This is a genomic window from Jiangella anatolica, from assembly GCF_003236295.1.
GTDB lineage: Bacteria > Actinomycetota > Actinomycetes > Jiangellales > Jiangellaceae > Jiangella > Jiangella anatolica.
In genome coordinates, this window is sequence record NZ_POTW01000005.1 from 22,826 (window position 1) to 45,705 (window position 22,880).

Genomic DNA, 22,880 nt, shown 5'->3' on the forward strand with positions numbered 1-22,880 from the left:
GGCGTCGTGATGACAGCCCAGAAGGTTGATGATCATGGGAGGCGGGGGTCGACGTGGACCTTGGAGGCCGGGCCGGTGGGGTGGGCGCCGGCCAGGACCGCGGCGACGTCGGCGAGGCCGACGGTGGCGCCGACCAGCGGCCGCGGGTCGACGGCGCCGCTCGCGTACGCCTCGATCGTCGCGTCCAGGCCGGGCGACGCGGACAGGATGCCGACCGCCGTCACGTCGTCGAGCACGAGCCTCCGGGTGTCGAGCAGGCTCGGCGTCGCGGACAGCCCGATGTAGACGACCCGGCCGCCGGGCTCGACCAGCTCGACCGCCTTCGCGGGCAGCGGCGCGGCGTTGGTGGCGTCGACGACGGCGTCGAACGGCAGGTCCGGCAGCTCGTCCTCGGTCCAGGTGTGCTCGAACCCCAGCGACCGGGCGAACCGCAGCGACTCGTCGGTGCGCCCCATCAGGTGGACCTCGGCGCCGTCGGCGCGGGCGAACATCGCCACCAGCAGGCCGATCGTGCCCGGCCCGAACACCAGCACCCGGTCCCCCGCGCCGGCGCCGGTCGCCCGGGCCGCCCGCAGCGCGTTCCCGCCCGGCTCCACCAGCGCGCCCAGCACGGCGTCGACGGCGTCCGGCAGCACGTGCAGCGACGACACCGGGACGGCGAGCTGCTCGGCCAGCGCGCCGGGCCGGCCGTCGCGGACGCCGACCTCCTGCCGCGCCTCGCACACGTGCTGCTGACCGCGCCGGCACCGGCGGCAGGTCCCGTCGCCGATCATCGTGTCGCCCATGACCCGGCGGCCCAGCCACGCGTCGTCCACGCCGGAACCGACGGACGTGACGACGCCGGCCCACTCGTGGCCGGGCCGCAGCGGATACGTGGTGTGGCCGGAACGCAGGTAGGCCATGTCGCCGGAGAAGAACTCCGCGTCGGTGCCGCAGACGCCGGCCCGCTCGACGTCGACGACGACCTCGCCGGGCGCCGCGACCGGCGGTGGCACGTCCTGCACCGCGCCCGCTCCCGGCCCGGTCAGCACGAACGCCCTCATGAGCTCTCCCCCAGGCGGCCGAGCACGGCGCGCACCTCGTCGACGGCGTCGACGAGCGTGGCCAGCGGCGTGCGGTAGGTCAGCGCGCTGATGCTGATCGCGCCCGACGGCGTGCCCGGCGCCAGCGCGTACACCGGCAGCGCCAGGCAGGCGACGCCGGGCTCGTTCTCCTCGTCGTCCAGCGCGTAGCCGCGCTCCCGGATGAGCGCGAGCTCGCGGCGCAGCGCGGCCGCGGAGACGATCGTGCTCGGTGTCCGGCGCTCCAGCGGCCCGTCCACAAAGCCCAGGCCGTACGCCAGCAGCAGCTTGCCCACCCCGGTCGAGTGCGCCGGGTTGCGTCCGCCGACGGTCGACGTGAGCCGGGCGGCCCCGGTGGGCGGGTCGACCTTGGCGCGGTACACGACCTCGCGGCCGTCGAGCACCGCGTAGTGCGTCGTCTCGCCGAACCGCTCAGCCAGCGTCTCCAGCACCGGCCGCAGCCGGACGTGCTCGGGCCGGGCCTCGTGGTGCGCGAACGCCAGCCGCAGGAACTCGTCGCCCAGCAGATAGTGCCCGCGCGCGTCCTGACCGGCCAGCCCGGCCCGGCGCAGCGACCGCAGCGCCCGGTGCACGGTCGGCTTCGGGCTGCCGACGGCGCGGGTCAGCTCGTCCAGGCCGACGCCGCCGGGGTGCCCGGCCAGCTCCTTCAGCACGACGAGCACCCGGTCGGAGCCGACGACCCGGTCGCCCTCTTGACCCGGACGGTCCGCGCCCGCCACGATGTCCGCGTCGCTCACGTTCCGAATAGTAGAGCGCCGTGTCGTTAACCGGAAGAGCATCGGAGGACGGGCCGTGACCGGTACCGAAGGCAGGACGGCGATCGTCACCGGCGGCGGCAGCGGCCTCGGCGCGGCGGCGGCGCAGCGGCTGCGCGCCGACGGGCTGAGGGTCGTCACGCTCGACCTGCGCGGCGCCGACGTCGAGGCCGACGTCACCGACGACGCCGCGCTGGCCCATATCGCCGCCGACGTCGGCCCGGTGGACGTGCTGGTGAACTCCGCCGGCATCGTCGGGCCGAACCGGCCGCTGGTCGAGACGACGGCGGACGAGTGGCGCCGCACCTTCGACGTCAACGTCATCGGCACCGTCAACACGATGCGGGCGTTCGTCCCCGGCATGGCCGAGCGGGGCTGGGGCCGCGTCGTCAACCTCGCCAGCATGGCCGGCAAGGACGGCAACCCGAACCTGGCCGCGTACTCCGCGTCGAAGGCCGCCGTCATCGGCCTCACCAAGGCCGCCGGCAAGGAGCTGGCCACCAGCGGCGTCCTGGTCAACGCGATCGCGCCCGCGGTCATCGCGACGCCGATGAACGAGACCACCGCGCCGGACGTGCTCGCGCACATCACCAGCCTGATCCCGATGCAACGGGTCGGGCGCCCGGAGGAGGTCGCCGAGCTGATCGCGTTCCTCTGCTCCGAGCGGGTCAGCTTCTCCACCGGGGCGGTGTACGACATCAGCGGCGGGCGAGCGACCTACTGAGCGCGGCCGCCCCGGCGAACTCCGTCGGCCCCGCGGTGGCCTCGATCTCCAGCAGCCGGTTCCACTTCGCCGTCCGCTCCGAGCGCATCGTGCTGCCGACCTTCAGCTGCCCGGTGCGCCAGCCGACGGCGAGGTCGGCCAGCCAGTCGTCCTCGGTGTCGCCGGACCGGGCGGAGATGACGGTGGCGTAGCCGGCCGCGCGGGCCAGCTCGGTGACGGCGCGGGCGCGGCTGACGGTGCCGGCCTGGTTCGGCTTGACGAGGACGGCGTTCGCGACGCCCTGGTCGATGCCCTGGCGCAGCCGGCCGGCGTTGGTGGCGAACAGGTCGTCGCCGAGCAGCTGCCGGTCCGCGCCGAGCGCCGGGGTGGCCGCGGCCCAGCCGGCCCAGTCGTCCTCGACCAGCACGTCCTCCAGCGAGACCACCGGATAGTCGCGGCACCACCGCTCCAGCCGCGCACGCCAGGCGGCGGCGTCCAGCGTCTCGCCGTCCAGCCGGTAGCCGGTCCCGTCGTGCAGCTGGTTGGCGGCCAGGTCGACGGCGAGGCCGACGTGCTCGCCCGGCGCCAGGCCCGCGTGCTCGACGGCGTCGGTGACCAGCGCGAGCGCCGCCTCGTTGTCCGCCAGCCCGCCGGCCAGCCCGCCCTCGTCGGCGACGAGCGCGGTCGTCGTCCCGCCCCGTTGCGCCAGCAGCTCGCCGGCGGCCGCGCGGACCCGCGACACCCACTCCAGCGCCTGCGCGAAGCTCGTCGCGCCGACCGGGACGGCGAGGACGTCCTGGATGTCCAGCGCCCGGCCCGCGTGCGCGCCGCCGGACACGATGTTCACCATCGGCAGCGGCAGCAGCGGGACGGCGTCGCCCGACACGTGCCGCCAGAGCGGCCGGCCGGACCCGGCGGCCGCCGCGAGCAGCGTCGCCAGCGACACGGCGAGGACGGCGTTCGCCCCGACGGCGCCGAGCAGCGGGTCGTCGTCGGCGGACTCGAGCGCGGCGTCGACGGCCTCCTGGTCGGCCGCGTCCAGGCCGATGACCAGCGGCGCGAGCGTCGTACGCACCGCGTCGACCGCGCCGCGCACGCCGTGGCCGCCGTACCGGTCCGGGTCGCCGTCGCGCCGCTCGCGCGCCTCGTGCCCGCCGGTCGACGCGCCGGACGGGACGGTGGCCCGGCCGCTCGCGCCGTCGGCCAGGATCACCCGGCAGCCGACCGTCGGCCGGCCGCGCGAGTCCAGCGCCTCCCAGGCCAGCACCTCGCTGATCGTCGTCATCGCCCCTCCGGGAACAGGTCGTCCAGGCTCCTGACGGCGCCGGTGAGCAGGTCCACGCCGAGCCGCCAGGCGGTGTCGCGTCCGGCCGCGGTCAGGTACTCGGCCGGCGACGCGCCGCGCACCCGGGCCAGCACGAGGCAGCCGGTGTGCCGCAGCACGTACGGCCAGTCGATCGTGCCCTTGGCTCCGTACGCCGTCGCGAACGCCGTCGCGCAACGGGCGTAGCCGGCCGCCGACGCGGGCCGGTGCACCGCCTTCAGCGCCAGGTGGCACAGCAGGAAGGCCAGGTCGAAGGCCGGGTCGCCACGGTGCGCGACCTCGAAGTCGATCACCCACAACCCCTGCCCGACCAGCACGTTCTTCGGCGAGAAGTCGCCATGCACGAGGCAGGCCGGGTGCTGCGTCATCGCGTCCGCCGTCGCGAGGATCGCCTCGCCCAGCTCGCCCGGCAGCTGCGCGGCGACGCGGCGGTAGAACGGCTCCACCCGCAGCCGCTCGAACGCGTCGCCGCCGTCACGAATCCGCCCCGGCAGCGTCGCCGGGTCCGTCGTCGCGGTGTGCCAGCGGGCCAGCACCTCGCCGAGCCGCGCCGCGGTGCTCGCGTCGACGACGCCGGCCAGCAGGTCGGCCTTCCAGTCGCGCCAGCCGTCCGGCGCGTGCTCCAGCACCAGCACGTGCCGCTCGTCGTCGCGGTCGATCACGGCCGGGACGGCGCCCGGCGTCAGCCCGGCGGTCAGCACCAGAGCGTCGGCCTCGGTGAGCGTGCGGTCGGTCGGCGCGGTCCACTCGGCGGCGACGCGCAGCCGCGGCAGCGCCTGCTTCACGACCAGCCGACGGTGCCCGTCTGCGACGGCCAGCACGACGTTGCTCACCCCGCCGCCGAGCGCCGTCACCGTCACCGGTCCGGCGCCGAGCACCCCGCGGCCGCGCAGGTGCGCGACCACCGACGTCTCGTCCAGCAGCTCGATCGTCACGTCGCCGCCTCGATCGCGGCCCGCAGGTCGCGCTCGACCTGCCGCAGGTGCGCCCGCATCGCCCGCTCCGCCCCGGCGACGTCGCGGTCGCGCACGGCGTCGAGGATCGCCCGGTGCGCGGCGACCACCTCGTCGAACCCTCCGCCGCGGGCGACGTGGCCGCGGTAGCTGGCGGCGAAGCTGCGGTGCAGCGCGTCCTCGAACCCGGACAGCACGAACGACAGCATGCGGCTGCCGCCGGCCAGCGCCAACGTCTCGTGGAACGTCGCGTCGGCCTCGTGGAAGCGGCGCTCCCGCTCGGGCTCGTCGAGCGCGACCGCGGCGGCCATCCGGTCCACGGCCGTCTCCAGCGCCGCGACGGCGGCCCGGCCGGGCCGCGCGGCCGCCTTCCCGGCCGCCAGCGCCTCCAGCGAGCGGCGGATCTCGCACAGCTCCAGCAGCGCGCTCGGGTCGCGCCGGACGGCCAGCGCGAAATGCCCGGACAGCACCGAGCCGTCCGGCTCGCGCACCGTCGGCCGGCGGCCGCGGGTGAGGTCCAGCAGCCCGCGCCCGGCCAGCACCTTGAGCGCCTCGCGCACCGTCAGCCGGCTCACCCCGAACCGCTGTGCCAGCTCCGTCTCGCCGGGCAGCCGCGCGCCCGGCCCGAGCTCGTCGACGACCAGCCGCTCGGCCGCGACGACCGCCTGCTCCAGCGCAGTCGTGACCATGGCGGCGAACTTATCAGCAACCTTCGCCGCCGCCTAGGTCGTTCTCACGCTTGCTGAGCTGAAAGTGTCAGATTCCTTTCGCGCAGCACACGGCGCTCGAACCACACGGTCATGAACGGCGGGATCGCCGACGCGAGACCGAGGATCGTCGTCGTGAAGGACCAGCGCTCGGACCGCCAGGCGGCGAGCACCGTCACGAGGTAGACGAGGAAGATGCCGCCGTGGATCGGGCCGAAGATCTGCACCCCGATCTCGTTCTCGACGACGACGTACTTGAAGAACATCCCGACGAGCAGGCCGGCCCAGGAGATCCCCTCGGCGATGGCGGCGATGCGGAACCAGCGAAGCGCAGCACTCACCCCGTCACCCTACGGGCCGGCCCGCCGTCGAGACGTCCGAGGGTCAGCCGGCAGGCGCGAACGTGAGCCGGTGGATCGCGCCGGCGCCCGGGGCGATCGCGTCGGTGACGAAGTAGACCTCGCCGTCGGCGTCGGCGCCGAACGAGGTGATCCGGGCCGGCAGCATGCCGACGGCGTCGTTGACGTCGTGCCGGCCGCGGCGCCCCTCCTGGATCGCGAACGCCTGCCCGGTGCAGTAGTCGGCGGCGACGTAGGTGCCGTCGGCGATGTCCTCGAACTCCTCGCCGCGGTACACCAGGCCGCCCATCACGGCGCACCGGTCGTTGCCGGCCAGGCCGTAGGCGTAGACGGGGTCGGTGTACTCGGCGCGCGGGTTGCAGCGGATGTCGAGGAACGGGTCCGGCCCCTCGCCGGCGTTGGCGGGCTGCCGGTGCAGGTCGTCGCCCTCGCGGCAGGACCAGCCGAAGTTCCAGCCGTCGCGCGGCTGGTCGTCGTCGTCGATGGAGACGTGGTTGATCTCCTCCCAGCGGTTCTGGCCGACGTCGCCGATCCACATCGAGTCGCTGCGCTCGTCGATGGAGAACCGCCACGGGTTGCGCAGGCCCCACGCCCAGATCTCCGGACGGGCGATCGTGCTGCGGGCGAACGGGTTGTCCTTCGGGATGCAGTAGAGCCGGCCGTCGCACTCGCGCATGACGTCGATCCGGACGATCTTGCCCAGCAGCGTGCTGAGGTTCTGCGCGCCGTACAGCGGGTCGTCCGCGCTGCCGCCGTCGCCGGTGCTCCAGTAGAGGTAGCCGTCGGGGCCGAACATCAGGTCGCCGCCGTTGTGGTTGGAGTTGAGGTTGTGCTGCTGGCGGATGACGCGCTGCTCGGTGGCCGGGTCGATGATCGTCTGGCCGGCGTCGTCGAGCACGAACCGCGAGACGGTGAGCGCGCCGTTCTCGACCCCGGTGCCGATCGCGGTGTAGCTGACGAACAACGTGTGTGTCTCCTCGAAGTCCGGCGACGGCGCGACGCCGAGCAGGCCGCGCTCGTTGCCGGCCGTGCTGACCCGGCCGGTGAGGTCGAGCAGCGGCTGCGCGTCGACGACACCGGTATCAGGGTGGAAGACGAGGACGCGGCCGGCCTTGTCGACGACGAACAGCCGGCCGCTGCCGTCGTCGGGGGTGCCGATCGCGGACAGCCGGAGCCCGGTCGTCGCGACGACCTCGCTGCCGACCTGGAGCTCGGAGACGGGCAACGGGCCGTCGTCACGGTCGGCCTGAGCAGCCGCGGACGTCGCCACGGCGGCGACCAGCAACAGCGGCGGCATCAGCGCGAGACGGAGCCTGCGGAGGACGGGGGTGGCGGACATGGCATCTCCCTTGGACGATGAGTCGATCGCTAGGGCGGCCGGTAATACGTGACACGGCACTCGATGGATTGCCCTTTGCGCGGATGCAACTTCGGCCCACCCGCTCGCGTCTTGAGGGGTGACCCGAAGGGGGTGGGATGGACGTCGACGCGAACGCGGCACTCGTCGCGATGGGCCGGGACCGGGCCTTCGAGCAGTACGTCGAGGCCCGGCAGGCGGCGCTGCTGCGCCTGGCGTACCTGCTCACCGGCGAGCAGCACGCGGCTGAGGACCTCGTGCAGACCGCCCTCGCCAAGCTGTACCTGGCCTGGAACCGGCTGGAGCGGGCCGACTCCGTCGACGCCTACACGAAACGGATCATGGTCAACGAGCACGCGAGCTGGTGGCGGCGGGCCTGGCGACGGGCCGAGCGGAGCACCGACGCCGTCCCCGAGCGGCCGGCCGGCCCGGACTTCGGCCAGGCGCTGGCCGACCGCGACGCGCTGTGGACCGTGGTGCAGGGGCTGCCACCGCGGCAGCGCGCCGCCGTCGTCCTCCGCTTCTACGAGGACATGAGCGAGCAGGACGTCGCCGCCGCGCTCGGCTGCTCGGTCGGCACCGTGAAGTCACAGACCAGCCGGGCGCTGGCGACCCTGCGAACCCGGCTCGAGGAGCGAGGGGGGAACGACCGATGAACGAGTTCGACGACCTCGAGAACACGCTCGCGACCGAGCTCCGCCGCCGCTCCGGCGACGTGCTCACCACCCCCGGGCTGGCCGGGCGGGCCCGGCGGCAGGCCCGGACGCTCCGGCGCCGCCGCGCCGTGGCCGCCGGCGCCGCGACCGCGCTCGCGCTGGTCGTCGCCGTCCCGGCGGTGCTCTCCCTGCGCGACGGCCCGCAGACCGCGCCACCGGTCCGGCCGGCGCCGACGTCGTCGACGACGACCGAGCTGGTCGTGGACGGGATGCGCGTCGGGGCGCCGCCGTCGATCGGGTATCTGGCCGGCGACACCTTCCACCGGACCGACGGGAGCACCGTCGAGCTGCCGGCGGGCCTGCGCGACGTGCTGGAGGTGCCCGGCGGCTTCTACGGCACCTCGCTGACCGCCACGGGTCCAGAGATCCAGAACTTCGACGAGTCCGGGCGGTACCAGTCGACCCTGGACGGGGCCGGTCCTGTGCTCTCCCCCGACGGCGCGCTGATGGCGTACTACGACGCGAACTCCGGCGTGGTCTGGGCCGGCCCGCCCGACGGCGGGACCGGGCCGCTCAGCCACGCCGTGCCGCCGGGCCAGCGGGTGGACCCCGTCGGCTTCCTCGACGACCACCGCCTGGTGTCCAACGTCGAGACCGACGCCGAGCCGTGGGCCGGCGTGCACATCGACGGCTTCGGCGTGGGCCCGGACGACGGCGCGTGGGAGACGCCGCCGTGGGACGTGCTGCGCGTCGGCGCCGTGTCGACGGGGGCCGGGCTGGTCGCCGGGATGACCGAGTCGTCGGACACCGGCAGTTGCTGGGCGGTGTTCGAGGACGGTGCGGCCGAGCCCCTGTGGCGGACCTGCGACTACTCGTTCACGCGCTTCAGCCTCGACGGACGCCACCTGCTCGGCACGGCGCCCTCCCCCGACGACGAGGGAAACCCGTTCGCCGTCATCGTCAACGCCCGCACCGGCGCCGTCGTCCATACCTACACCGGCCGGTTCGTCCACGACGCCGCCTTCGAGGACAACGAGCACGTGCTGATCTCCGTCGTTCTGGATGGCGGCGGCGAGCGGGAGGCGGCGCTGCTGCGGTGCGACCTCGACGGCGCGTGCGAGCTGGCCGCGCCGGTGGTCCCCGCCGACCAGAACGGGTACGCATACGAGCTGGCGCGCCAGTTCTGGTGACGCCTTCCTGCGGCGGCGCGGGCCGGCGGGCGATAATGCCCTGGTGACCGATCCCGCGACGCCGCAGGCAGTGCTCGGATCGCTGACCGAGGCCGCGATCTTCCTCGTGGCCACCGTCGACGAGGGCGGCGAGGACGTGGTCCGCGGGCTGCTCGCCGACGTCGGCGGGCTGACCCGGGCGGTCGGGTTCCGCAGCGCCGACGGCGACCTCACCTGCGTCACCGCCATCGGCGCCGCCGTCTGGCCGCGGCTGCGTCTGGGCGACGCGCCGTCCGGCCTGCACCCGTTCCGCGAGTTCCACGGCGCTCGGCACACCGCCATCGCCACCCCAGGTGACCTGCTGTTCCACATCCGGGCGCGGCGCATGGACCTGTGCTTCGAGCTGGCCTCGCTGATCGCGGCGCGGCTGGCCGGCGCCGTCACCGTCGTCGACGAGGTGCACGGGTTCCGCTACTTCGAGCAGCGCGACCTGCTGGGCTTCGTCGACGGGACGGAGAACCCGGTCGGCGCGGGCGCCGCTGCCGCCGTCCTCACCGACGAGCCGGGGTTCGAGGGCGGCAGCTACGTCATCGTGCAGAAGTACCTGCACGACATGGAGGCGTGGAACGCGCTCACGACCGAGGACCAGGAGCGGGTGATCGGGCGCCGCAAGCTCTCCGACGTCGAGCTGTCCGACGACGAGCAGCCGGCCGACTCGCACGTCGCGCTGACGTCGATCACCGACGACGACGGCGAGGAGCTGGAGATCCTGCGCGACAACATGCCGTTCGGCCGTCCCGGCGCCGGCGAGTTCGGCACCTACTTCATCGGCTACGCCGCCGACCCGGCCGTCACCGAGCGGATGCTGGAGAACATGTTCATCGGCGACCCGCCCGGCCGGCACGACCGGATCCTCGACTTCTCGGTCGCGGTGACCGGCGGGCTGTTCTTCGCGCCGCACAGCGAGTTCCTGGCCGATCTCGGCGATCCGCCCGCCCCGCCGGCCACCGCCCGTAGCCTGAACATCGGCAGTCTCAGGAGGAGCGACGCCTCATGAACAACCTGCACCGCGAACTCGCGCCCGTCTCGGCGGCCGCCTGGGCCGACATCGAGGCCGAGGCCCGCCGCACCTTCGTCCAGTACGTCGCCGCCCGCCGCGTCGTCGACGTCATCGGCCCCGGCGACGACGTCCTGCACGGGGTCGGCACCGGGCACCTGCGGCTGCTCGACGGTCCCGGCGAGGGCGTGCTGGCGCGCAGCCGCGAGGTCCGGCCGGTGGTCGAGCTGCGCGTCCCCTTCACCGTCGACCGCCAGGCCGTCGACGACGTCGAGCGGGGTGCGAAGGACGCGGACTGGCAGCCGGTGAAGGACGCGGCGAAGCGGATCGCCTATGCCGAGGACCGCGCCATCGTCGCCGGCTTCGCGGCGGCCGGCATCGAGGGCATCGTCGCGGGCACGACGAACGCGCCGGTCACGTTGCCGTCGGACGTCCGGGAGGTGCCCGACGCGGTCGCCCAGGCACTCACCACGCTCCGGCTCGCCGGCGTCGGCGGCCCGTACAGCCTGCTGCTCTCGGCCGACGTCTACACCGCGGTCGAGGAGACCACCGACCACGGCTACCCCATCCGCGAGCACGTCGCCCGCGTCCTGCACGACGGCGAGATCATCTTCGCCCCCGCCATCGACGGCGGGCTGCTGCTGTCCGCCCGCGGCGGCGACTACGAGCTGCACCTCGCCCAGGACCTCTCCATCGGCTACCTCTCCCACGACGCCGACACGGTCGAGCTCTACTTCGAGGAGGCCTTCACCTTCCTCCTCCAGACCGGCGAATCCGGCGTCGCCCTGCACGGGTAACGGACGGCCGACCGGCCTAGACTGGCCACATGACGAGCCACGCTGAGGACCTGCTGCGCGCGGCGCTGGCACTGCCTCGCAGCGACCGTGCCGACGTCGCGGCCGGACTGCTCGCCAGCCTGGACGAGTCCGACGAAGCGGATCGGCAAGCCGTTGAGGACTCGTGGGCTCGCGAGATCGAGTTGCGGGCCCGCCGCGTGCTGTCGGGCGAGTCCAACGGTGAGGACTGGGGTGCGGTCCGCGATCGTCTCGCCGACCGTTGACTCGTAAGGTCCGGATCGAGCCGGAGGCCGCGGCCGAGCTCGAAGGCGCGGTCCACTGGTACGACAGGCACCGCCACGGCCTGGGGGCCGACTTCCTCGCGGCTGTCGACAACACCGTCGCGCACATCAGCCGCTGGCCGGTGGCGGGAGCTCCCGTGCCGGGCGTCGCGGACGACATCCCGGCCCGCAGGGCCCCAGTGCCGAGGTTCCCCTACACAGTCGTGTATCTCGTCCTCGACGACACGATCAGCGTCCTCGCCGTTGCCCATGACAAGCGCCGGCCGGGCTATTGGCGGCGCGATCGACCAGGTCCGGACACGACGCCCTGAGGCCGGCCCGACCCGGTCTTCCCTCGCTTGCACGCCGTGTGGGATCGTTGCCACATGAAGCTCACCATCGTCGGCGGCGGGTCCACCTACACCCCCGAGATCGTGGCCGGCCTCGTGCGGCTGCGCGACGCCCTGGACGTGACGGAGCTGGCGCTGCACGACGTCGCGGCGGAGCGGTTGGACGTGCTGGCCGGGGTCAGCCGGCGCATGCTCCGAGCCGGCGGCCACCCGGCCGCCGTCACCACCCACACCGACCTCGCGGCCGCGGCCGACGGCGCCGGGATCGTGCTCGTCCAGCTGCGGGTCGGCGGGCAGGACGCGCGCCTGAGCGACGAGACGATCCCGCTGAGCTGCGACTGCCTCGGCCAGGAGACCACCGGCGCCGGCGGGCTGGCCAAGGCTCTGCGGACCGTCCCCGTGATGCTCGACGTCGTCGAGGGCGTGCGCAAGGTCAACCCCGACGCCTGGATCATCGACTTCACCAACCCCGTCGGCATCGTCACCCGCGCCCTGCTGCGGGCCGGGCACGACCGCGTCGCCGGTCTGTGCAGCGCCGCCGCGGTGTTCCAGCGGCACTTCGCCAGGATCCTCGACGTGGACCCGGCCCGGATCGCGCTCGACCACGTCGGACTCAACCACCTCACCTGGGAACGACGCGTCTGGCTGGACGGAGAGGACGTGCTGCCGCGGCTGCTGGCCGAACACGCCCACCGGGTCGCGCCGGCCACCGGCCTGCCCGCCGGCCTGGTCCGCCGGCTCGGCACGGTGCCGTCGTACTACCTGCACTACTACTACGCGCACGACGAGGTCGTCGCCCGGCAGCAGGAGCACGGCGTCCGCGCGCAGGAGGTCATGGCGATCGAGGCCGAGCTGCTGCGCCAGTACGCCGACGAGTCCGTCACGGCCAAGCCGGAGCTGCTCACCCGCCGCGGCGGCGCGCACTACTCCGACGCGGCGCTGGACCTGATGAACTCCCTGCTGAGCGGCGACGGCCGGACGCACGTGCTGAACGTACGCAACGGCTCGACGCTGCCGTTCCTGCCCGTCGACGCGGTGGTCGAGGTCCCGGCGGCGGTGACGGCGGACGCGGTCGCGCCGCTGCCCGTCGACCCGGTCGAGCCGCTGGTCGCCGGGCTGATCGCGCACGTGACGGCGTACGAGGACCTCGCGCTGGACGCCGCGGTGCACGGCGGCCGCGACCGCGTCTTCAAGGCGCTGCTCGCGCACCCGCTGATCGGCCAGTACGCCGTCGCCGACGAGCTGACCGACCTGCTGCTGGCGGCCAACCGCGACCACCTCGCGTGGCTGCGGTGACGCTCGTCCTCGGCGTCGACGGCGGCAACTCCAAGACCGACGTCGCGGTCGTGACGGGCGACGGCGAGCTGCGCGCGTGGGTGCGCGGACCGGGCAGCGCGACCGGGCCGGACCGGGCCGCGGCGATCGTCGCGGATCTCGTCCAGCGGACCGGGCTGGACCTGAGCGACGCGACCGGCGGCTGCCACCTCGCCGGCGTCGACCTGCCGTTCCAGGCCGACGCGGTCCGGGCGGCGCTGGCCCGGCGCGGCGTCGTCGCCGAGGTGGCGAACGACGCGTGGGCGCTGCTGCGCGCGGGCGCGCCGCCGTCGGCCCCGGCGGTCGCCGTGGTGGGTGGGGCGGGGCTGAAGTGCGTCGCCCGGGCCGGCGCGACCACCGTCGAGTTCCCGGGCCTCGGCTGGCAGTCCGGCGACCTCAGCGGCGCCGGCGACCACCTGGCCCGGGAGGCGGTCCGGGCGGCCGCCCGCGCGGAGGACGGCCGCGGTCCGGCGACCGCCCTGGTCGACGCGGTCCGCGGCCTGCTCGGGCTGCCGTCGGTCGCCGTGCTTGCCGAGCGGCTGCTGCGCGGCGAGCTGACCGAGCGTGACCTCGACGGCCTCGTCCCGGCCGTCCTCGACGCCTGGCGCGACGGCGACCCGGTCGCGTCCGCGCTGGTGAGCGGCCTGGCCGAGGAGATCGCGGTGTCCGCCCGAGCGGCCCGGCGGGCGGCGGGCGCGTCCGGCGCGTCCGGCGCGTCCGGCGCCGAGGGACGGGCCGACTGGACGCTCGTCCTCGGCGGCGGCCTGCTGGCCGACCCGGCCGGCCGGCTGCTCGCCGCGCTGCCCACGGACCTGTGGGACGAGTTCGCGCCGAGCGTCGTGACCGGCCCGCCGGTCGCCGGTGCCGTGCTGCTCGGCCTGGACCGGCTCGGCGTCACGGGCCGCGACGACGACGTCCGGCGGGCCTTCCGCGACGCCGAGCCGAAGGTGCTGCCGTGACGACGACCCGGGTGTTCCCCGACGCCGACGCGCTCGGCCGGGCGCTGGCCGCCGAGATCCTCGCCGACCTGGACCGCGCCGGCGGCCGGTACCTGCTCGGCTGCCCCGGCGGCCGCAGCCTGATGCCGACGTACCGGGCGGTCGCCGCAGCCCTCGCCGAACGACCGCGCGACCTGTCCGGCCTGGTCATCGTCATGATGGACGACTACTTGGCCGGGCCCGGCCGCCGCGTCGGCATCGACCGGGCGCACAGCTGCGAGCGGTTCGGCCGGGAGCACATCGCCACGCCCTGGAGCGACGCCGTAGCGCCGCTGCCCGGCGTCGCCGAGGTCTGGCTGCCCGACCCGGCCGACCCCGCCGCGTACGACGAGCGGATCGCCGCGGCCGGCGGCGTCGACCTGTTCCTGCTGGCCAGCGGCGTCTCCGACGGCCACGTCGCGTTCAACCCGCCGGGCTGCGACCGCGCCGACCGCACCCGGGTGATCGACCTCGCCGAGACCACCCGTCGCGACAACCTCGCGACGTTCCCGCACCTGCGCACGCTCGACGCGGTCCCACGCCAGGGCGTCAGCGTTGGACCGGCGACGATCGTCGAGCTGTCGCGGCGGGTCCGCCTGGTCGCGACCGGCGCGGCGAAGGCGCACACCGTCCGACGAACCCGGGCCGCGTCCGGCTGGCAGGCCGACTGGCCCGCCACGCTCGTCCACGAGTGCCGCGACCCGCAGCTGTGGGTCGACGAGGCCGCCGCCCAGGGCTGACGGGTCCACGGCCGCCCTGGCCGTGGCACTGTTCCGGACGTCACACTCAGACTCGTCACGAACGGGCACCGCTACGCCGTCGTCATGGTGAGAACACGAGGAGGAGCGATGCGCAGGATCCTGATCGTCGGCGGCGGGTACGCCGGGTTCTACACCGCGTGGCGGCTGGAGAAGAAGCTGCGCCGCGGCGAGGCGGAGGTCACGATCGTCGACCCGCGGCCGTACATGACCTACCAGCCGTTCCTGCCGGAGGTGACGGCCGGCTCGGTCGAGGCCCGGCACGTCGCGGTGTCGCTGCGCCGGCACCTGCGCCGCACCCGGATCATCGCCGGCACCGTCGTCGGCATCGACCACGCGCACCGGACGGCCACCGTCAGCACGCCGGACGCGCCGGACCGGGAGCTGGAGTACGACGTCATCGTCGTCACCGCCGGCGCGGTGACCAGGACGTTCCCGATCCCGGGCGTCGCACGCGAGGCGATCGGCCTCAAGCACGTCGAGGAGGCCGTCGCGATCCGCGACCGGCTGCTGACGGCCTTCGAGCGGGCCGCGGCGCTGCCGCCCGGCCCGGACCGCAAGCGGCTGCTCACGGTGACGGTGGTCGGCGGCGGCTTCACCGGCGTCGAGGGCTTCGGCGAGCTGTTGTCGCTGGCCACCGCGCTGCTGAAGCGGTACCCCGAGCTCAGCTTCGACGACCTCGGCTTCCACCTGGTCGAGCTGCGCGACCGCATCCTGCCGGAGGTGACGGACAAGCCCGGCGCGTGGGTGGTCCGGCACCTGGAGAAGCGCGGCGGGCACGTGCACCTGGAGACCAAGCTCGTGTCCGCCGAGAACGGCCACGTCGTGCTCTCCGACGGCACCGAGTACGACAACCACCTGCTCGTGTGGGCCGCCGGCAATCAGAGCAACCCGGTCGTCGCGCACCACACCGACCTGCCGGTGGACGAGCAGGGGCTGTTCCGGGTCCGCGCCGACCTGCGCATCGGCACCGACGACGCGCCGGTGGCGGACGCGTGGGCGGCCGGCGACAACGCCGCCGTCCCGGACCTGGCGTCGGACCGGCCGGGCGCGCTCGTCGTCCCGAACGCGCAGAACGCGGTCCGCGAGGGCAAGCGGCTGGCCAAGAACCTCGTCGCCGACCTGCGCGGCCGCAGGACCAAGCCGTACGTGCACCACAGCCTCGGCACGGTCGCCACACTCGGCCTGGGCAAGGGCATCTTCCAGTACCGCCGCATCGTCATCACCGGCCTGCTGGCCTGGCTGATGCACCGCGGCTACCACGTCCTCGCGGTCCCGACGTGGGAGCGCAAGGTCCGGGTGTTCCTGGTGTGGGCGGCGGCCGCGTTCTACGGCCGCGACATCGTCTCGCTGCTGTCGGTGCAGCACCCGCGCGCGGAGTTCGTCGCCGCCACGCTCGGCGACCGGGACCGCCGCGTCAGCCGGCAGTGAGTGCCGAGCGGTCCGCGAGCAGGCCGGCGTCAGGGACGGGCAGGGCGTCGGTCGCGGGCCGCTCGGGCGTGTCCGGCAGCGGCTCCGGGACGGCGGTCAGGTCGCCCTCCATGCCCGGTTGCGGCCCCGGCAGCGTCACGTCCAGGAACGGGACGCCGGGCGGGGCGGCCGGGACGTCGGTCAGCGTGACGCCGGAGATCGCCGGCGTGCCGGCCGGGCAGACGGCGGTCGCGATCGCCTCTGGCAGAACCGACGCGAACCCGTTGCCGTCCAGGCAGGTCCCGGTCGACGGCGCCCGGTCGGTGGAGATGTCGGCGATGTCGTATCGGTTCGCGCTGAACGTGTTCGCGACGAACCGGTTGTCCAGCGCCGGCACGTCCTCGGCGCTGCTGATCAGCGTGCCGGCGGTGGTGTTGCCGCCGATCAGGTTCCGCTCGATGACGTTCTGCTGGCCGCCGGCGATGCCGATCCCGACACCGAACCCGCCCTCGGCCTGCGCCGGCGAGTCGGCCTGCACGTTGTCGGTGATGACGTTGCCGACGACGAGGTTGTCGCGCTGCGGGACGAACGCCTCCTGGTAGTCCGACGTCAGCGTCAGCCCGACCCGGTTGCCGGCGAACCGGTTCCCGGTGATCAGCACGCCGCCCGAGGCGTTCGCGTTCTCGAAGCCGACGGCGTTGCGCTCGGCCACGTTGCCGGTGACGACGGCGTCGCAGTCGACGCACTGGCCGAGATAGAACCCGGAGTCCGCGCCCCCGGAGGCGTAGCTGTCGACGATCGCGCCGTGCTGGGAGTGGAACGCGTAGATCCCGTACAGGCCGTTGTTGGTCGAGGTGACGTTGCGGACCTCGTAGCGCTGCAGCAGCTCCTCCTCCGGCTCCTCGCTCGTGTACGCGTCGCCGGGCACGTTGCCGGTCTCGTCGTGCACGCCGGAGATCAGCACGCCGGCCAGCGTGTGCCGGGTCGCGGTGAGGTTCTGCACCCGCACGCCGTCGGCGATGCCGAGGATCCCGATCGCCCGCTCCCCCTCGCCGTCGACGACGACGGCGTTGCGGTCCGCGCCGCGGATGGTGACGTCGGCCTTGTCGACGACGACCGCCTCCGGGTACGTCCCCGCGTCGACCAGCACCAGGCCGCCCTCCGCGACCGCGCCGACGGCCTCGGTGATCGTCGCCGCGTCCGCCGGCACCCGCACCACCTCCGCGCCGCCGCCCGCCGAGGTCGTCTCGGCCGAGGAGGGCTCGTCCTCGCCGGAACAGGCGGCGGACAGGACGAGGGCGAGGACGAGTGGGGCCGCGTAGCGGAGGCGTGGTCTCACTGCCGCACGGTAACCGGGCCGCCACGCCGCCCGCGGCCGATTCCGTCGAAATGTGATCAGTGCGGCACCCAGTGGTAGCCGGTTGATGCCCCTATGGATGTCAAGCGGCTGCAGCGGCTGGTGATGGCGATCGTCTGGCGGTGGTGATGTCGCGATAGATCTCTCGGGCGATGTAGCGCTTGAGGCAACGGATCGCTTCGCGTCGGGTCTTGCCCTCTTCGGTGCGTCGTCGAACGTAGTCCTGGGTGTGCTTGTCCCAGCGCAGCCGGGCGATGGTGATCGTGTAGAGCGCGGAGTTGGCTTGTCGGTCTCCGCCCCGGTTGAGCCGGCGGCGGTGCGTCTTGCCCGATGACGCTTCGATCGGACTGACACCGCAGAGCGCAGCGAAGGATGCCTCGCTGGTCAGCCGTTCAGGGTTGTCGCCGGCAGCGAGCAGCAACGCGGCAGCCGTGTCCGGGCCGACGCCGTAGCGCTGCAGCAGCGCCGGTGCGTGAGCCTGGATGGCGGTGGTGATCTGGTTGTTGAGCTCGTCGATTTCGCTGGTCAACTCGATGATGCGACGGGCGAGCAGTCGCAGGGTGAACGCGGCCGCTCCGGTCGGATCGATGGGGCTTGCCGCGCTCAGCTCGGCGCATCGGCGGAACAGGGCCGGGTTGCTCAGACCGGTCATCGCCTCGCGTAGGGCAGGGTCGGCGCGGACCAGGACTGCCTTGAGCTGGTTGATCGCCTGGCTGCGGGACTTGATGGCCGAGGCCTTGGCCAGTTTGAACATCCGCAGCATCTCGACCTGCCCGTCGCCGGACTTCGCGACTGCGGTGGCGCGTCCGGACAGCACGGCTCGGGCTGCTGTCTCGGCATCAAGGGTGTCGGTCTTTCCGCGGCGCCGTCGTTCGCTGCGGTCACCGCGGTTGACCTCGATCACGCTGACCGCCTCGGCGCTCAGATAGCGGGCCAGCGCAGCGCCATAGGAACCGGTGCACTCCACCCCAGCGCGGCGCACCGGCCCGAACCCACGCGCCCACGCCAGCAGCTGCCGGTAGCCGGCCGCCGTTGTCGGGAACGTGGCGGTGGCCAGCAAGACACCCACCGCGGTGAGCGCCGCCGCGACGTGCACGTCCTTGTGCGTATCAACCCCCAGCACGACCTCGGCAGAGTCGGACGGAATCGCCGGTGCAGTTGGGTAGGGCATGCTGGGCAAGGTCGTTCGTCTCCTGACGGCTCGGGAACGGATGGCCGTCGTCGGGTCGGCCCAGGCGGTCAGGACTGTGGCGGTGCCCTGTTGCGAGCAAGGCCCCTATAGAGACACGCCTGGCCGACCCGACGGCAGCAAGCACCGCCCCGGACGCGCAGTCGACAGATCAAACACAAGGCACCCAAGGCCAGTCGTAACGCGGGTCAGACCACGATCCGGGGCGGCACCATCTCATCCTCACAGTCGTAACGGGGCACTCGTCGTTCGTCTCCTGGGTAGAAGGACTCTCGAAGACCCAGGAGGACCAGATGAGCGTGACCCCGATCCCGGACACCTACCGCCGCATCACCCCCTGCCTCGTCGTGAACGGAGCGGCGCAGGCGCTGGAGTTCTACGCCGACGTGTTCGGCGCGGCCGAGCGGATGCGCTTCCCCGGTCCCGGCGGCAGCGTGGCGCACGCCGAGATCGTCATCGGCGACTCGGTGCTCATTGTCGAGGACGCGTCGCCGATGATGGGCACCGAGGCGCCGCCGCCCGACGGGGTGCCCGGCACGCCGTCGTTCCTCTTCCTCTACGTGGAGGACGTCGACGCGACGGTGGCGCGGGCGGTGGAGAAGGGCGCGACGCTCAAGCGGGCGCCGGAGGACCAGTTCTACGGCGACCGCGACGCGTTCGTCATCGACCCGTTCGGGCACGGCTGGACCGTCGCGACGCACGTCGAGGACGTGCCGGAGGACGAGCTCGCGCGCCGCCTGAGCGCCGTCATGGGAGCCTGACGGGATGAAGTACGTGCTGCTGTTCGTCGACACCGAGCAGTTCCACGCCGACCTCCAGGCGCTGACGCCGGACGACCGCGCTCGTGCGTTCGCCAAGGTGGACGAGTGGATGGCCGAGCACCGCCGGGTCATCCGCGGCGGCAACAAGCTGCAGGACCCGGACACCGCGACCACCGTCCGCCTCGACGGGCCGGAGCCGATCGTCACCGACGGCCCGTTCGTCGAGGGCAAGGAGGTGGTCAGCGGCTACCTCGAGATCGAGGTCGCCGACCTGGACGAGGCGCTGGCGATGGTGCGGACGTGGCCCGGCTGCCCGGTCGTGGAGATCCGGCCGCTGGAGTCATGACCCGCGAGGCGCCGCAGGACGAGCTGGCCCGGACGGTGCGGGAGCACGCGGGCCGGCTCGCGGCCGCGCTGGTCCGGCTGATCGGCGATTTCTCCGCCGCCGAGGACCTGGTCCAGGACGCCGTCGTCGCCGCGCTGGAACGGTGGCCGGTCGACGGCATCCCGGACCGCCCGGACGCCTGGCTGTTCACCGTCGCCCGGCGGCGCGGGCTGGATGTGCTGCGCCGCGAGGCCCGGTACCGGGAGAAGCTCGACCGGCTGCAGTGGCCGGTCCCGGCCGAGCCGGACGAGCGGCTGCGGCTGATCTTCACCTGCTGCCACCCGGCGCTGCCCCGGTCCGCGCAGGTCGCGCTGACGCTGCGGCTGGTGTGCGGGCTGACGACGGCGCAGATCGGCCGGGCGTTCCTGGTGCCGGAGGCGACGGTGGCGCAGCGGATCACGAGGGCGAAGCGGAAGATCGCCGCCACGGCGATCCCGTACCGGCTGCCCGCCGAGGCGGACCTTCGGTCGCGGACGGCCGAGGTGCTCACCGTCGTCTACCTGATGCTGAACGAGGGCTACCTGTCGACCGGCGGCGAGGTGGCCTCGCAGCGGCTGGTCGACGACGCGGAGTGGCTGGCGGCGCTGCTGCACGAGCTGCTGCCGGACGAGCCGGAGGTGGCCGGGCTGCTGGCGCTGATCCGGCTGCACCGGGCCCGCTCCGGCGGCCGCTTCGGCGCCGACGGCGGACTGGTCCGGCTGGCCGACCAGGACCGGTCCCGCTGGGACCACGCGGCCATCGCCGACGCCGTCGCGCTGCTCACCCGGGCGGCGCGGCGTCATCGGCCGGGGCCGTACCAGCTGCAGGCGGCGATCGTCGCCTGTCACGCCGAGGCGGCCCGCTGGGAGGACACCGACTGGGAGCAGATCGTGCTGCTCTATGACCTGCTGCTGCACCTCGCGCCGTCACCGGTGACGCGGCTGCACCGGGCCGTCGCGCTGCGCTACACCGCCGGGGCCCGGGCCGCGTTGGACGAACTGGACGAGCTGGCCGAGCCGCTGGCCGGCTACCACCTGCTGCACGCCACGCGGGCGGACCTGCTGCGCGACCTCGGCCGGCCGGACGAGGCCCGGACGGCGGACGCGCGGGCACTGCGGCTGACGCAGAACCCGGCGGAGCAGGCCGTCCTGCACGACCGCCTCCGCTGGACCTGACCGCCCGTCAGGCGGTGTAGAACGCCGCCAGCTTCGGGGCCAGCAGGGCCGGGTCGGCGACGTGGCCGGCAACCTCCACGGTGAGCCGGTGGGCGTTGGGCAGGCTCGCGGCGGCCGCGTCGGCGGCGGCGCCGAAGAAGTCGACCGGCAACCCGGCCGAGTGCGGGTCGACGGTCACACCGGTCGACAGCAGCACCGGCTGCGTGACGTTCGCCAGCCGGTCCGCGGGCGGCGGGCCGGCGCCGAGGCAGGCGGCGTCGTAGCGCAGCGTCGGCGCCAGCTCGCGCAACGCCGGCCACACCGGCGCCGCCTCGGCCGCGGCGATCTGCTCCTCCGGCGAGCCGGCCAGACGCATGAACAGCCGCAGCGCCTCGTCACGGTCGCCGCGGCCCAGAGCGGCGTCGAGGCCGGCGACGTACCCACGCCAGGCCGCGACCATCGGCTCGTCCACCAGGTACGGCACCTCGTGGACGGCGATCCGGTCCACCGCCAGCCCGGCGACCGCGGCCTCCAGCGCCAGCGCCCCACCGGACGACGCGCCGAACAGGTGCGCCCGCCCGCCGGCCGCGTCGATCACCGCGGCGAGGTCCTCCACCTCCCGTGCGACGGCATACGGCGGGCGGTCGCCGCTGTCGCCCCGGCCGCGGCGCCGGTAGTTGACGACGGCGAGCCCGGCGGCGGCGAGGTGCTCGCCCAGCGGTGCGTTCTCGCTGCCGTCGTCCAGCCCGCCACCGACGAGGACCACCACCGGCCCGTCGTCGCCGATCCGGTCGTAGCCGATCGCGGTGCCGTCGGCCGAGGTCACGTGCGGCATGGCGCCTCCCTCACAGGTTCGTCGTCCCAATCTAGGAGGAACGACCGGCGAGCTCCGCGGGCGGGAGCAGGGCGTGGATCAGGGTGTCGCCGATCCATCGCTCGTACTCCTCGTGGGTCCAGCCGCACGCCAGGACGAGCGCGTCGTAGGTCGCCTGCCCGCACACGGTCCAGATGATGTCCGCCGCCCGATCCGCCGAGACCTCCGGCCGCAGTGCGCCCCGCGACTCCAGCAGCCCGGCGAACCGGCGCAGACCCGCATGCCGGAACTCGCCCTGCTGCGTCCGCAACGCCTGCAGCGCGTCGTCGGTAGGTGCGGCCGCGTCGAGCACGCGCAGCAGCGGACCGACGCGGTCCCAGATGCCCGGCTGCGTCGCGGCGTAGGCGCGCAGCTGGCGGCGCGGGTCGGGCTCGGCGATGATCCGCTGGATCGCCGGGCGCTGCTCCACCGGGACGTCAGAGCGCTCGACGCCGCCGGCGACAGCGGCCAGCACGGCCGCCTCGAGCAGGCCGGCCTTACCCGTGGCCGAGCGGTACACCGTCTCCACGGCGACGCCTGCCTCGGCGGCGATCCGCGGGATCGTTGCCCGCGCGTACCCGTGCTCGACGAAGACCCGGGCGGCCGCCTCGACGATGCGGGACCGGGTCTCGGCGGCGCGGGCGCGCCGGTTCGTCGAGTCGTACCGGCGCTTGGCACTTGCGGTCTGAGACATTAGGGAGAAGGATACTGTCATGAATTAGTCGGAGCCGGCCCGACACGCCGGCACTCAGAAACGGGGGACATCATGAGCACCGAAATCAAGGAGCGCGCCCGGCGCGTGCTGGAGGAGATCTTCCCGGCGAACGACGAGGCCGCACTGGCCGAGCTCATCGGCGACGACTTCGTCAACCACGAGGCGCCGCCCGGCACGCCGCCGGGGCTGGGCAGCGTCGCGTTCTACATGCACGCGCTCGCGAACGCCTTCGCCGACCAGAAGTGGACCGTCCACCAGGCCCTGGCCGACGGCGACACCGTCGCCCTCTTCTGCACGCACAGCGGCCGCCACATCGGCGACTTCTTCGGCCTCGCGCCCACCGGCCGGTCGTTCAGCTACCGGCAGATGCACTTCATCCGCTTCTCCGGCGGCAAGGGCGTCGAGCACTGGGCCGTCCGCGACGACGCGGGCCTGATGCGCCAGCTGACCGGGCCGGCGCAGGGGCCGGCCTGAGCCGGCGCCTCCGCGACGACCGTCC

General features: G+C 74.0%; 26 protein-coding genes. 15 read left to right on the forward strand and 11 right to left on the reverse strand.

What is annotated here, in order from left to right:
- Positions 1 to 32: 32 nt before the first annotated feature.
- Together C1I92_RS03035 and C1I92_RS03040 are read right to left on the reverse strand one after the other, a co-directional pair.
- On the reverse strand, positions 33 to 1,043 hold the full coding sequence (locus C1I92_RS03035; RefSeq protein ID WP_111253195.1) for a zinc-dependent alcohol dehydrogenase: 1,011 nt from the start codon (positions 1,041 to 1,043) through the stop codon (positions 33 to 35).
- Positions 1,040 to 1,819, reverse strand: coding sequence for an IclR family transcriptional regulator (locus C1I92_RS03040; protein WP_199520906.1), 780 nt, complete (start codon positions 1,817 to 1,819; stop codon positions 1,040 to 1,042). The genes C1I92_RS03035 and C1I92_RS03040 overlap by 4 nt, the downstream gene beginning before the upstream one ends.
- A 55-nt stretch (positions 1,820 to 1,874) precedes the next feature.
- On the opposite strand from C1I92_RS03040, the gene C1I92_RS03045 reads away from it, so the two are divergent.
- Complete coding sequence (locus C1I92_RS03045; protein WP_199520907.1) at positions 1,875 to 2,561, forward strand: SDR family NAD(P)-dependent oxidoreductase; 687 nt, start codon at positions 1,875 to 1,877, stop codon at positions 2,559 to 2,561.
- Here the strand turns inward: C1I92_RS03045 and eno are convergent.
- The 5 genes from eno to C1I92_RS03070 are packed head-to-tail and all read right to left on the reverse strand — an operon-like array spanning position 2,536 to position 7,222.
- The gene (gene eno, locus C1I92_RS03050; RefSeq protein ID WP_111253196.1) at positions 2,536 to 3,825 is read right to left on the reverse strand and encodes a phosphopyruvate hydratase; all 1,290 of its coding nucleotides are present in this window, start codon (positions 3,823 to 3,825) and stop codon (positions 2,536 to 2,538) included. The genes C1I92_RS03045 and eno overlap by 26 nt on opposite strands.
- Positions 3,822 to 4,799: a phosphotransferase gene (locus tag C1I92_RS03055; RefSeq protein WP_111253197.1), complete on the reverse strand. Its 978-nt coding sequence runs from the start codon at positions 4,797 to 4,799 to the stop codon at positions 3,822 to 3,824. Before C1I92_RS03055 ends, eno begins: the two co-directional genes overlap by 4 nt.
- Positions 4,796 to 5,506 carry a FadR/GntR family transcriptional regulator gene (locus C1I92_RS03060; protein ID WP_111253198.1) on the reverse strand — a complete coding sequence of 237 codons (711 nt, stop codon included), beginning with the start codon at positions 5,504 to 5,506 and terminating at the stop codon, positions 4,796 to 4,798. Before C1I92_RS03060 ends, C1I92_RS03055 begins: the two co-directional genes overlap by 4 nt.
- Before the next feature lie 44 nt (positions 5,507 to 5,550).
- On the reverse strand, positions 5,551 to 5,865 hold the full coding sequence (locus tag C1I92_RS03065; protein WP_111253199.1) for a DUF3817 domain-containing protein: 315 nt from the start codon (positions 5,863 to 5,865) through the stop codon (positions 5,551 to 5,553).
- Positions 5,866 to 5,908: 43 nt separating this feature from the next.
- Complete coding sequence (locus tag C1I92_RS03070; protein ID WP_111253200.1) at positions 5,909 to 7,222, reverse strand: PQQ-dependent sugar dehydrogenase; 1,314 nt, start codon at positions 7,220 to 7,222, stop codon at positions 5,909 to 5,911.
- Positions 7,223 to 7,359: 137 nt separating this feature from the next.
- Here C1I92_RS03070 and C1I92_RS03075 point away from each other — a divergent pair, with 137 nt between their 5' ends.
- The 10 genes from C1I92_RS03075 to C1I92_RS03115 all read left to right on the forward strand — a co-directional run bounded on the left by C1I92_RS03075 (position 7,360) and on the right by C1I92_RS03115 (position 16,009).
- Positions 7,360 to 7,896 (forward strand): SigE family RNA polymerase sigma factor, encoded by a 537-nt coding sequence (locus tag C1I92_RS03075; RefSeq protein ID WP_199520908.1) that lies wholly within the window; start codon positions 7,360 to 7,362, stop codon positions 7,894 to 7,896.
- Entirely contained in the window at positions 7,893 to 9,086 is a 1,194-nt protein-coding gene (locus C1I92_RS34735; RefSeq protein WP_233506834.1) for a hypothetical protein, read from the forward strand. Before C1I92_RS03075 ends, C1I92_RS34735 begins: the two co-directional genes overlap by 4 nt.
- A gap of 43 nt (positions 9,087 to 9,129) precedes the next feature.
- A complete protein-coding gene (locus tag C1I92_RS03080) occupies positions 9,130 to 10,122 on the forward strand; it encodes a Dyp-type peroxidase (protein ID WP_233506835.1) in 993 nt (330 codons plus the stop codon).
- A complete protein-coding gene (locus tag C1I92_RS03085) occupies positions 10,119 to 10,919 on the forward strand; it encodes a family 1 encapsulin nanocompartment shell protein (RefSeq protein ID WP_111253202.1) in 801 nt (266 codons plus the stop codon). Before C1I92_RS03080 ends, C1I92_RS03085 begins: the two co-directional genes overlap by 4 nt.
- 29 nt (positions 10,920 to 10,948) lie before the next feature.
- Complete coding sequence (locus tag C1I92_RS03090; RefSeq protein WP_111253203.1) at positions 10,949 to 11,182, forward strand: addiction module protein; 234 nt, start codon at positions 10,949 to 10,951, stop codon at positions 11,180 to 11,182.
- A complete protein-coding gene (locus C1I92_RS03095) occupies positions 11,179 to 11,511 on the forward strand; it encodes a type II toxin-antitoxin system RelE/ParE family toxin (RefSeq protein ID WP_158563943.1) in 333 nt (110 codons plus the stop codon). The genes C1I92_RS03090 and C1I92_RS03095 overlap by 4 nt, the downstream gene beginning before the upstream one ends.
- A gap of 54 nt (positions 11,512 to 11,565) precedes the next feature.
- Positions 11,566 to 12,825, forward strand: a complete 1,260-nt coding sequence (locus C1I92_RS03100) for a 6-phospho-beta-glucosidase (protein WP_111253205.1) — start codon at positions 11,566 to 11,568, stop codon at positions 12,823 to 12,825.
- The gene (locus C1I92_RS03105) at positions 12,822 to 13,802 is read left to right on the forward strand and encodes a BadF/BadG/BcrA/BcrD ATPase family protein (RefSeq protein ID WP_158563946.1); all 981 of its coding nucleotides are present in this window, start codon (positions 12,822 to 12,824) and stop codon (positions 13,800 to 13,802) included. Before C1I92_RS03100 ends, C1I92_RS03105 begins: the two co-directional genes overlap by 4 nt.
- A complete protein-coding gene (locus C1I92_RS03110) occupies positions 13,799 to 14,560 on the forward strand; it encodes a 6-phosphogluconolactonase (protein WP_111253207.1) in 762 nt (253 codons plus the stop codon). The genes C1I92_RS03105 and C1I92_RS03110 overlap by 4 nt, the downstream gene beginning before the upstream one ends.
- Before the next feature lie 108 nt (positions 14,561 to 14,668).
- Positions 14,669 to 16,009 carry an NAD(P)/FAD-dependent oxidoreductase gene (locus tag C1I92_RS03115; protein ID WP_111253208.1) on the forward strand — a complete coding sequence of 447 codons (1,341 nt, stop codon included), beginning with the start codon at positions 14,669 to 14,671 and terminating at the stop codon, positions 16,007 to 16,009.
- Here the strand turns inward: C1I92_RS03115 and C1I92_RS03120 are convergent.
- A complete protein-coding gene (locus tag C1I92_RS03120; RefSeq protein ID WP_158563949.1) occupies positions 15,996 to 17,327 on the reverse strand; it encodes a right-handed parallel beta-helix repeat-containing protein in 1,332 nt (443 codons plus the stop codon). The two genes, C1I92_RS03115 and C1I92_RS03120, sit on opposite strands and share 14 nt — an antisense overlap.
- A gap of 100 nt (positions 17,328 to 17,427) precedes the next feature.
- Positions 17,428 to 18,516: an IS110 family RNA-guided transposase gene (locus C1I92_RS03125; RefSeq protein WP_111253210.1), complete on the reverse strand. Its 1,089-nt coding sequence runs from the start codon at positions 18,514 to 18,516 to the stop codon at positions 17,428 to 17,430.
- Between the two features lie 311 nt (positions 18,517 to 18,827).
- Between C1I92_RS03125 and C1I92_RS03130 the strand changes: the two genes are divergently transcribed.
- From C1I92_RS03130 to C1I92_RS03140, 3 genes are read left to right on the forward strand one after another with little or no spacing between them, the layout of a single operon-like run.
- Positions 18,828 to 19,295, forward strand: a complete 468-nt coding sequence (locus C1I92_RS03130; RefSeq protein WP_111253211.1) for a VOC family protein — start codon at positions 18,828 to 18,830, stop codon at positions 19,293 to 19,295.
- Between the two features lie 4 nt (positions 19,296 to 19,299).
- Positions 19,300 to 19,641 carry a YciI family protein gene (locus C1I92_RS03135; protein ID WP_111253212.1) on the forward strand — a complete coding sequence of 114 codons (342 nt, stop codon included), beginning with the start codon at positions 19,300 to 19,302 and terminating at the stop codon, positions 19,639 to 19,641.
- Positions 19,638 to 20,834: an RNA polymerase sigma factor gene (locus tag C1I92_RS03140; RefSeq protein WP_111253213.1), complete on the forward strand. Its 1,197-nt coding sequence runs from the start codon at positions 19,638 to 19,640 to the stop codon at positions 20,832 to 20,834. Before C1I92_RS03135 ends, C1I92_RS03140 begins: the two co-directional genes overlap by 4 nt.
- Before the next feature lie 7 nt (positions 20,835 to 20,841).
- Here C1I92_RS03140 and C1I92_RS03145 read toward each other — a convergent pair whose 3' ends face one another.
- Together C1I92_RS03145 and C1I92_RS03150 are read right to left on the reverse strand one after the other, a co-directional pair.
- Positions 20,842 to 21,648, reverse strand: coding sequence for an alpha/beta hydrolase (locus C1I92_RS03145; RefSeq protein ID WP_111253214.1), 807 nt, complete (start codon positions 21,646 to 21,648; stop codon positions 20,842 to 20,844).
- A 31-nt stretch (positions 21,649 to 21,679) separates the two neighbouring features.
- Positions 21,680 to 22,360 carry a TetR/AcrR family transcriptional regulator gene (locus C1I92_RS03150; RefSeq protein ID WP_158563952.1) on the reverse strand — a complete coding sequence of 227 codons (681 nt, stop codon included), beginning with the start codon at positions 22,358 to 22,360 and terminating at the stop codon, positions 21,680 to 21,682.
- Between the two features lie 72 nt (positions 22,361 to 22,432).
- On the opposite strand from C1I92_RS03150, the gene C1I92_RS03155 reads away from it, so the two are divergent.
- Positions 22,433 to 22,855 carry an ester cyclase gene (locus tag C1I92_RS03155; protein ID WP_111253216.1) on the forward strand — a complete coding sequence of 141 codons (423 nt, stop codon included), beginning with the start codon at positions 22,433 to 22,435 and terminating at the stop codon, positions 22,853 to 22,855.
- Positions 22,856 to 22,880 lie beyond the last annotated feature (25 nt).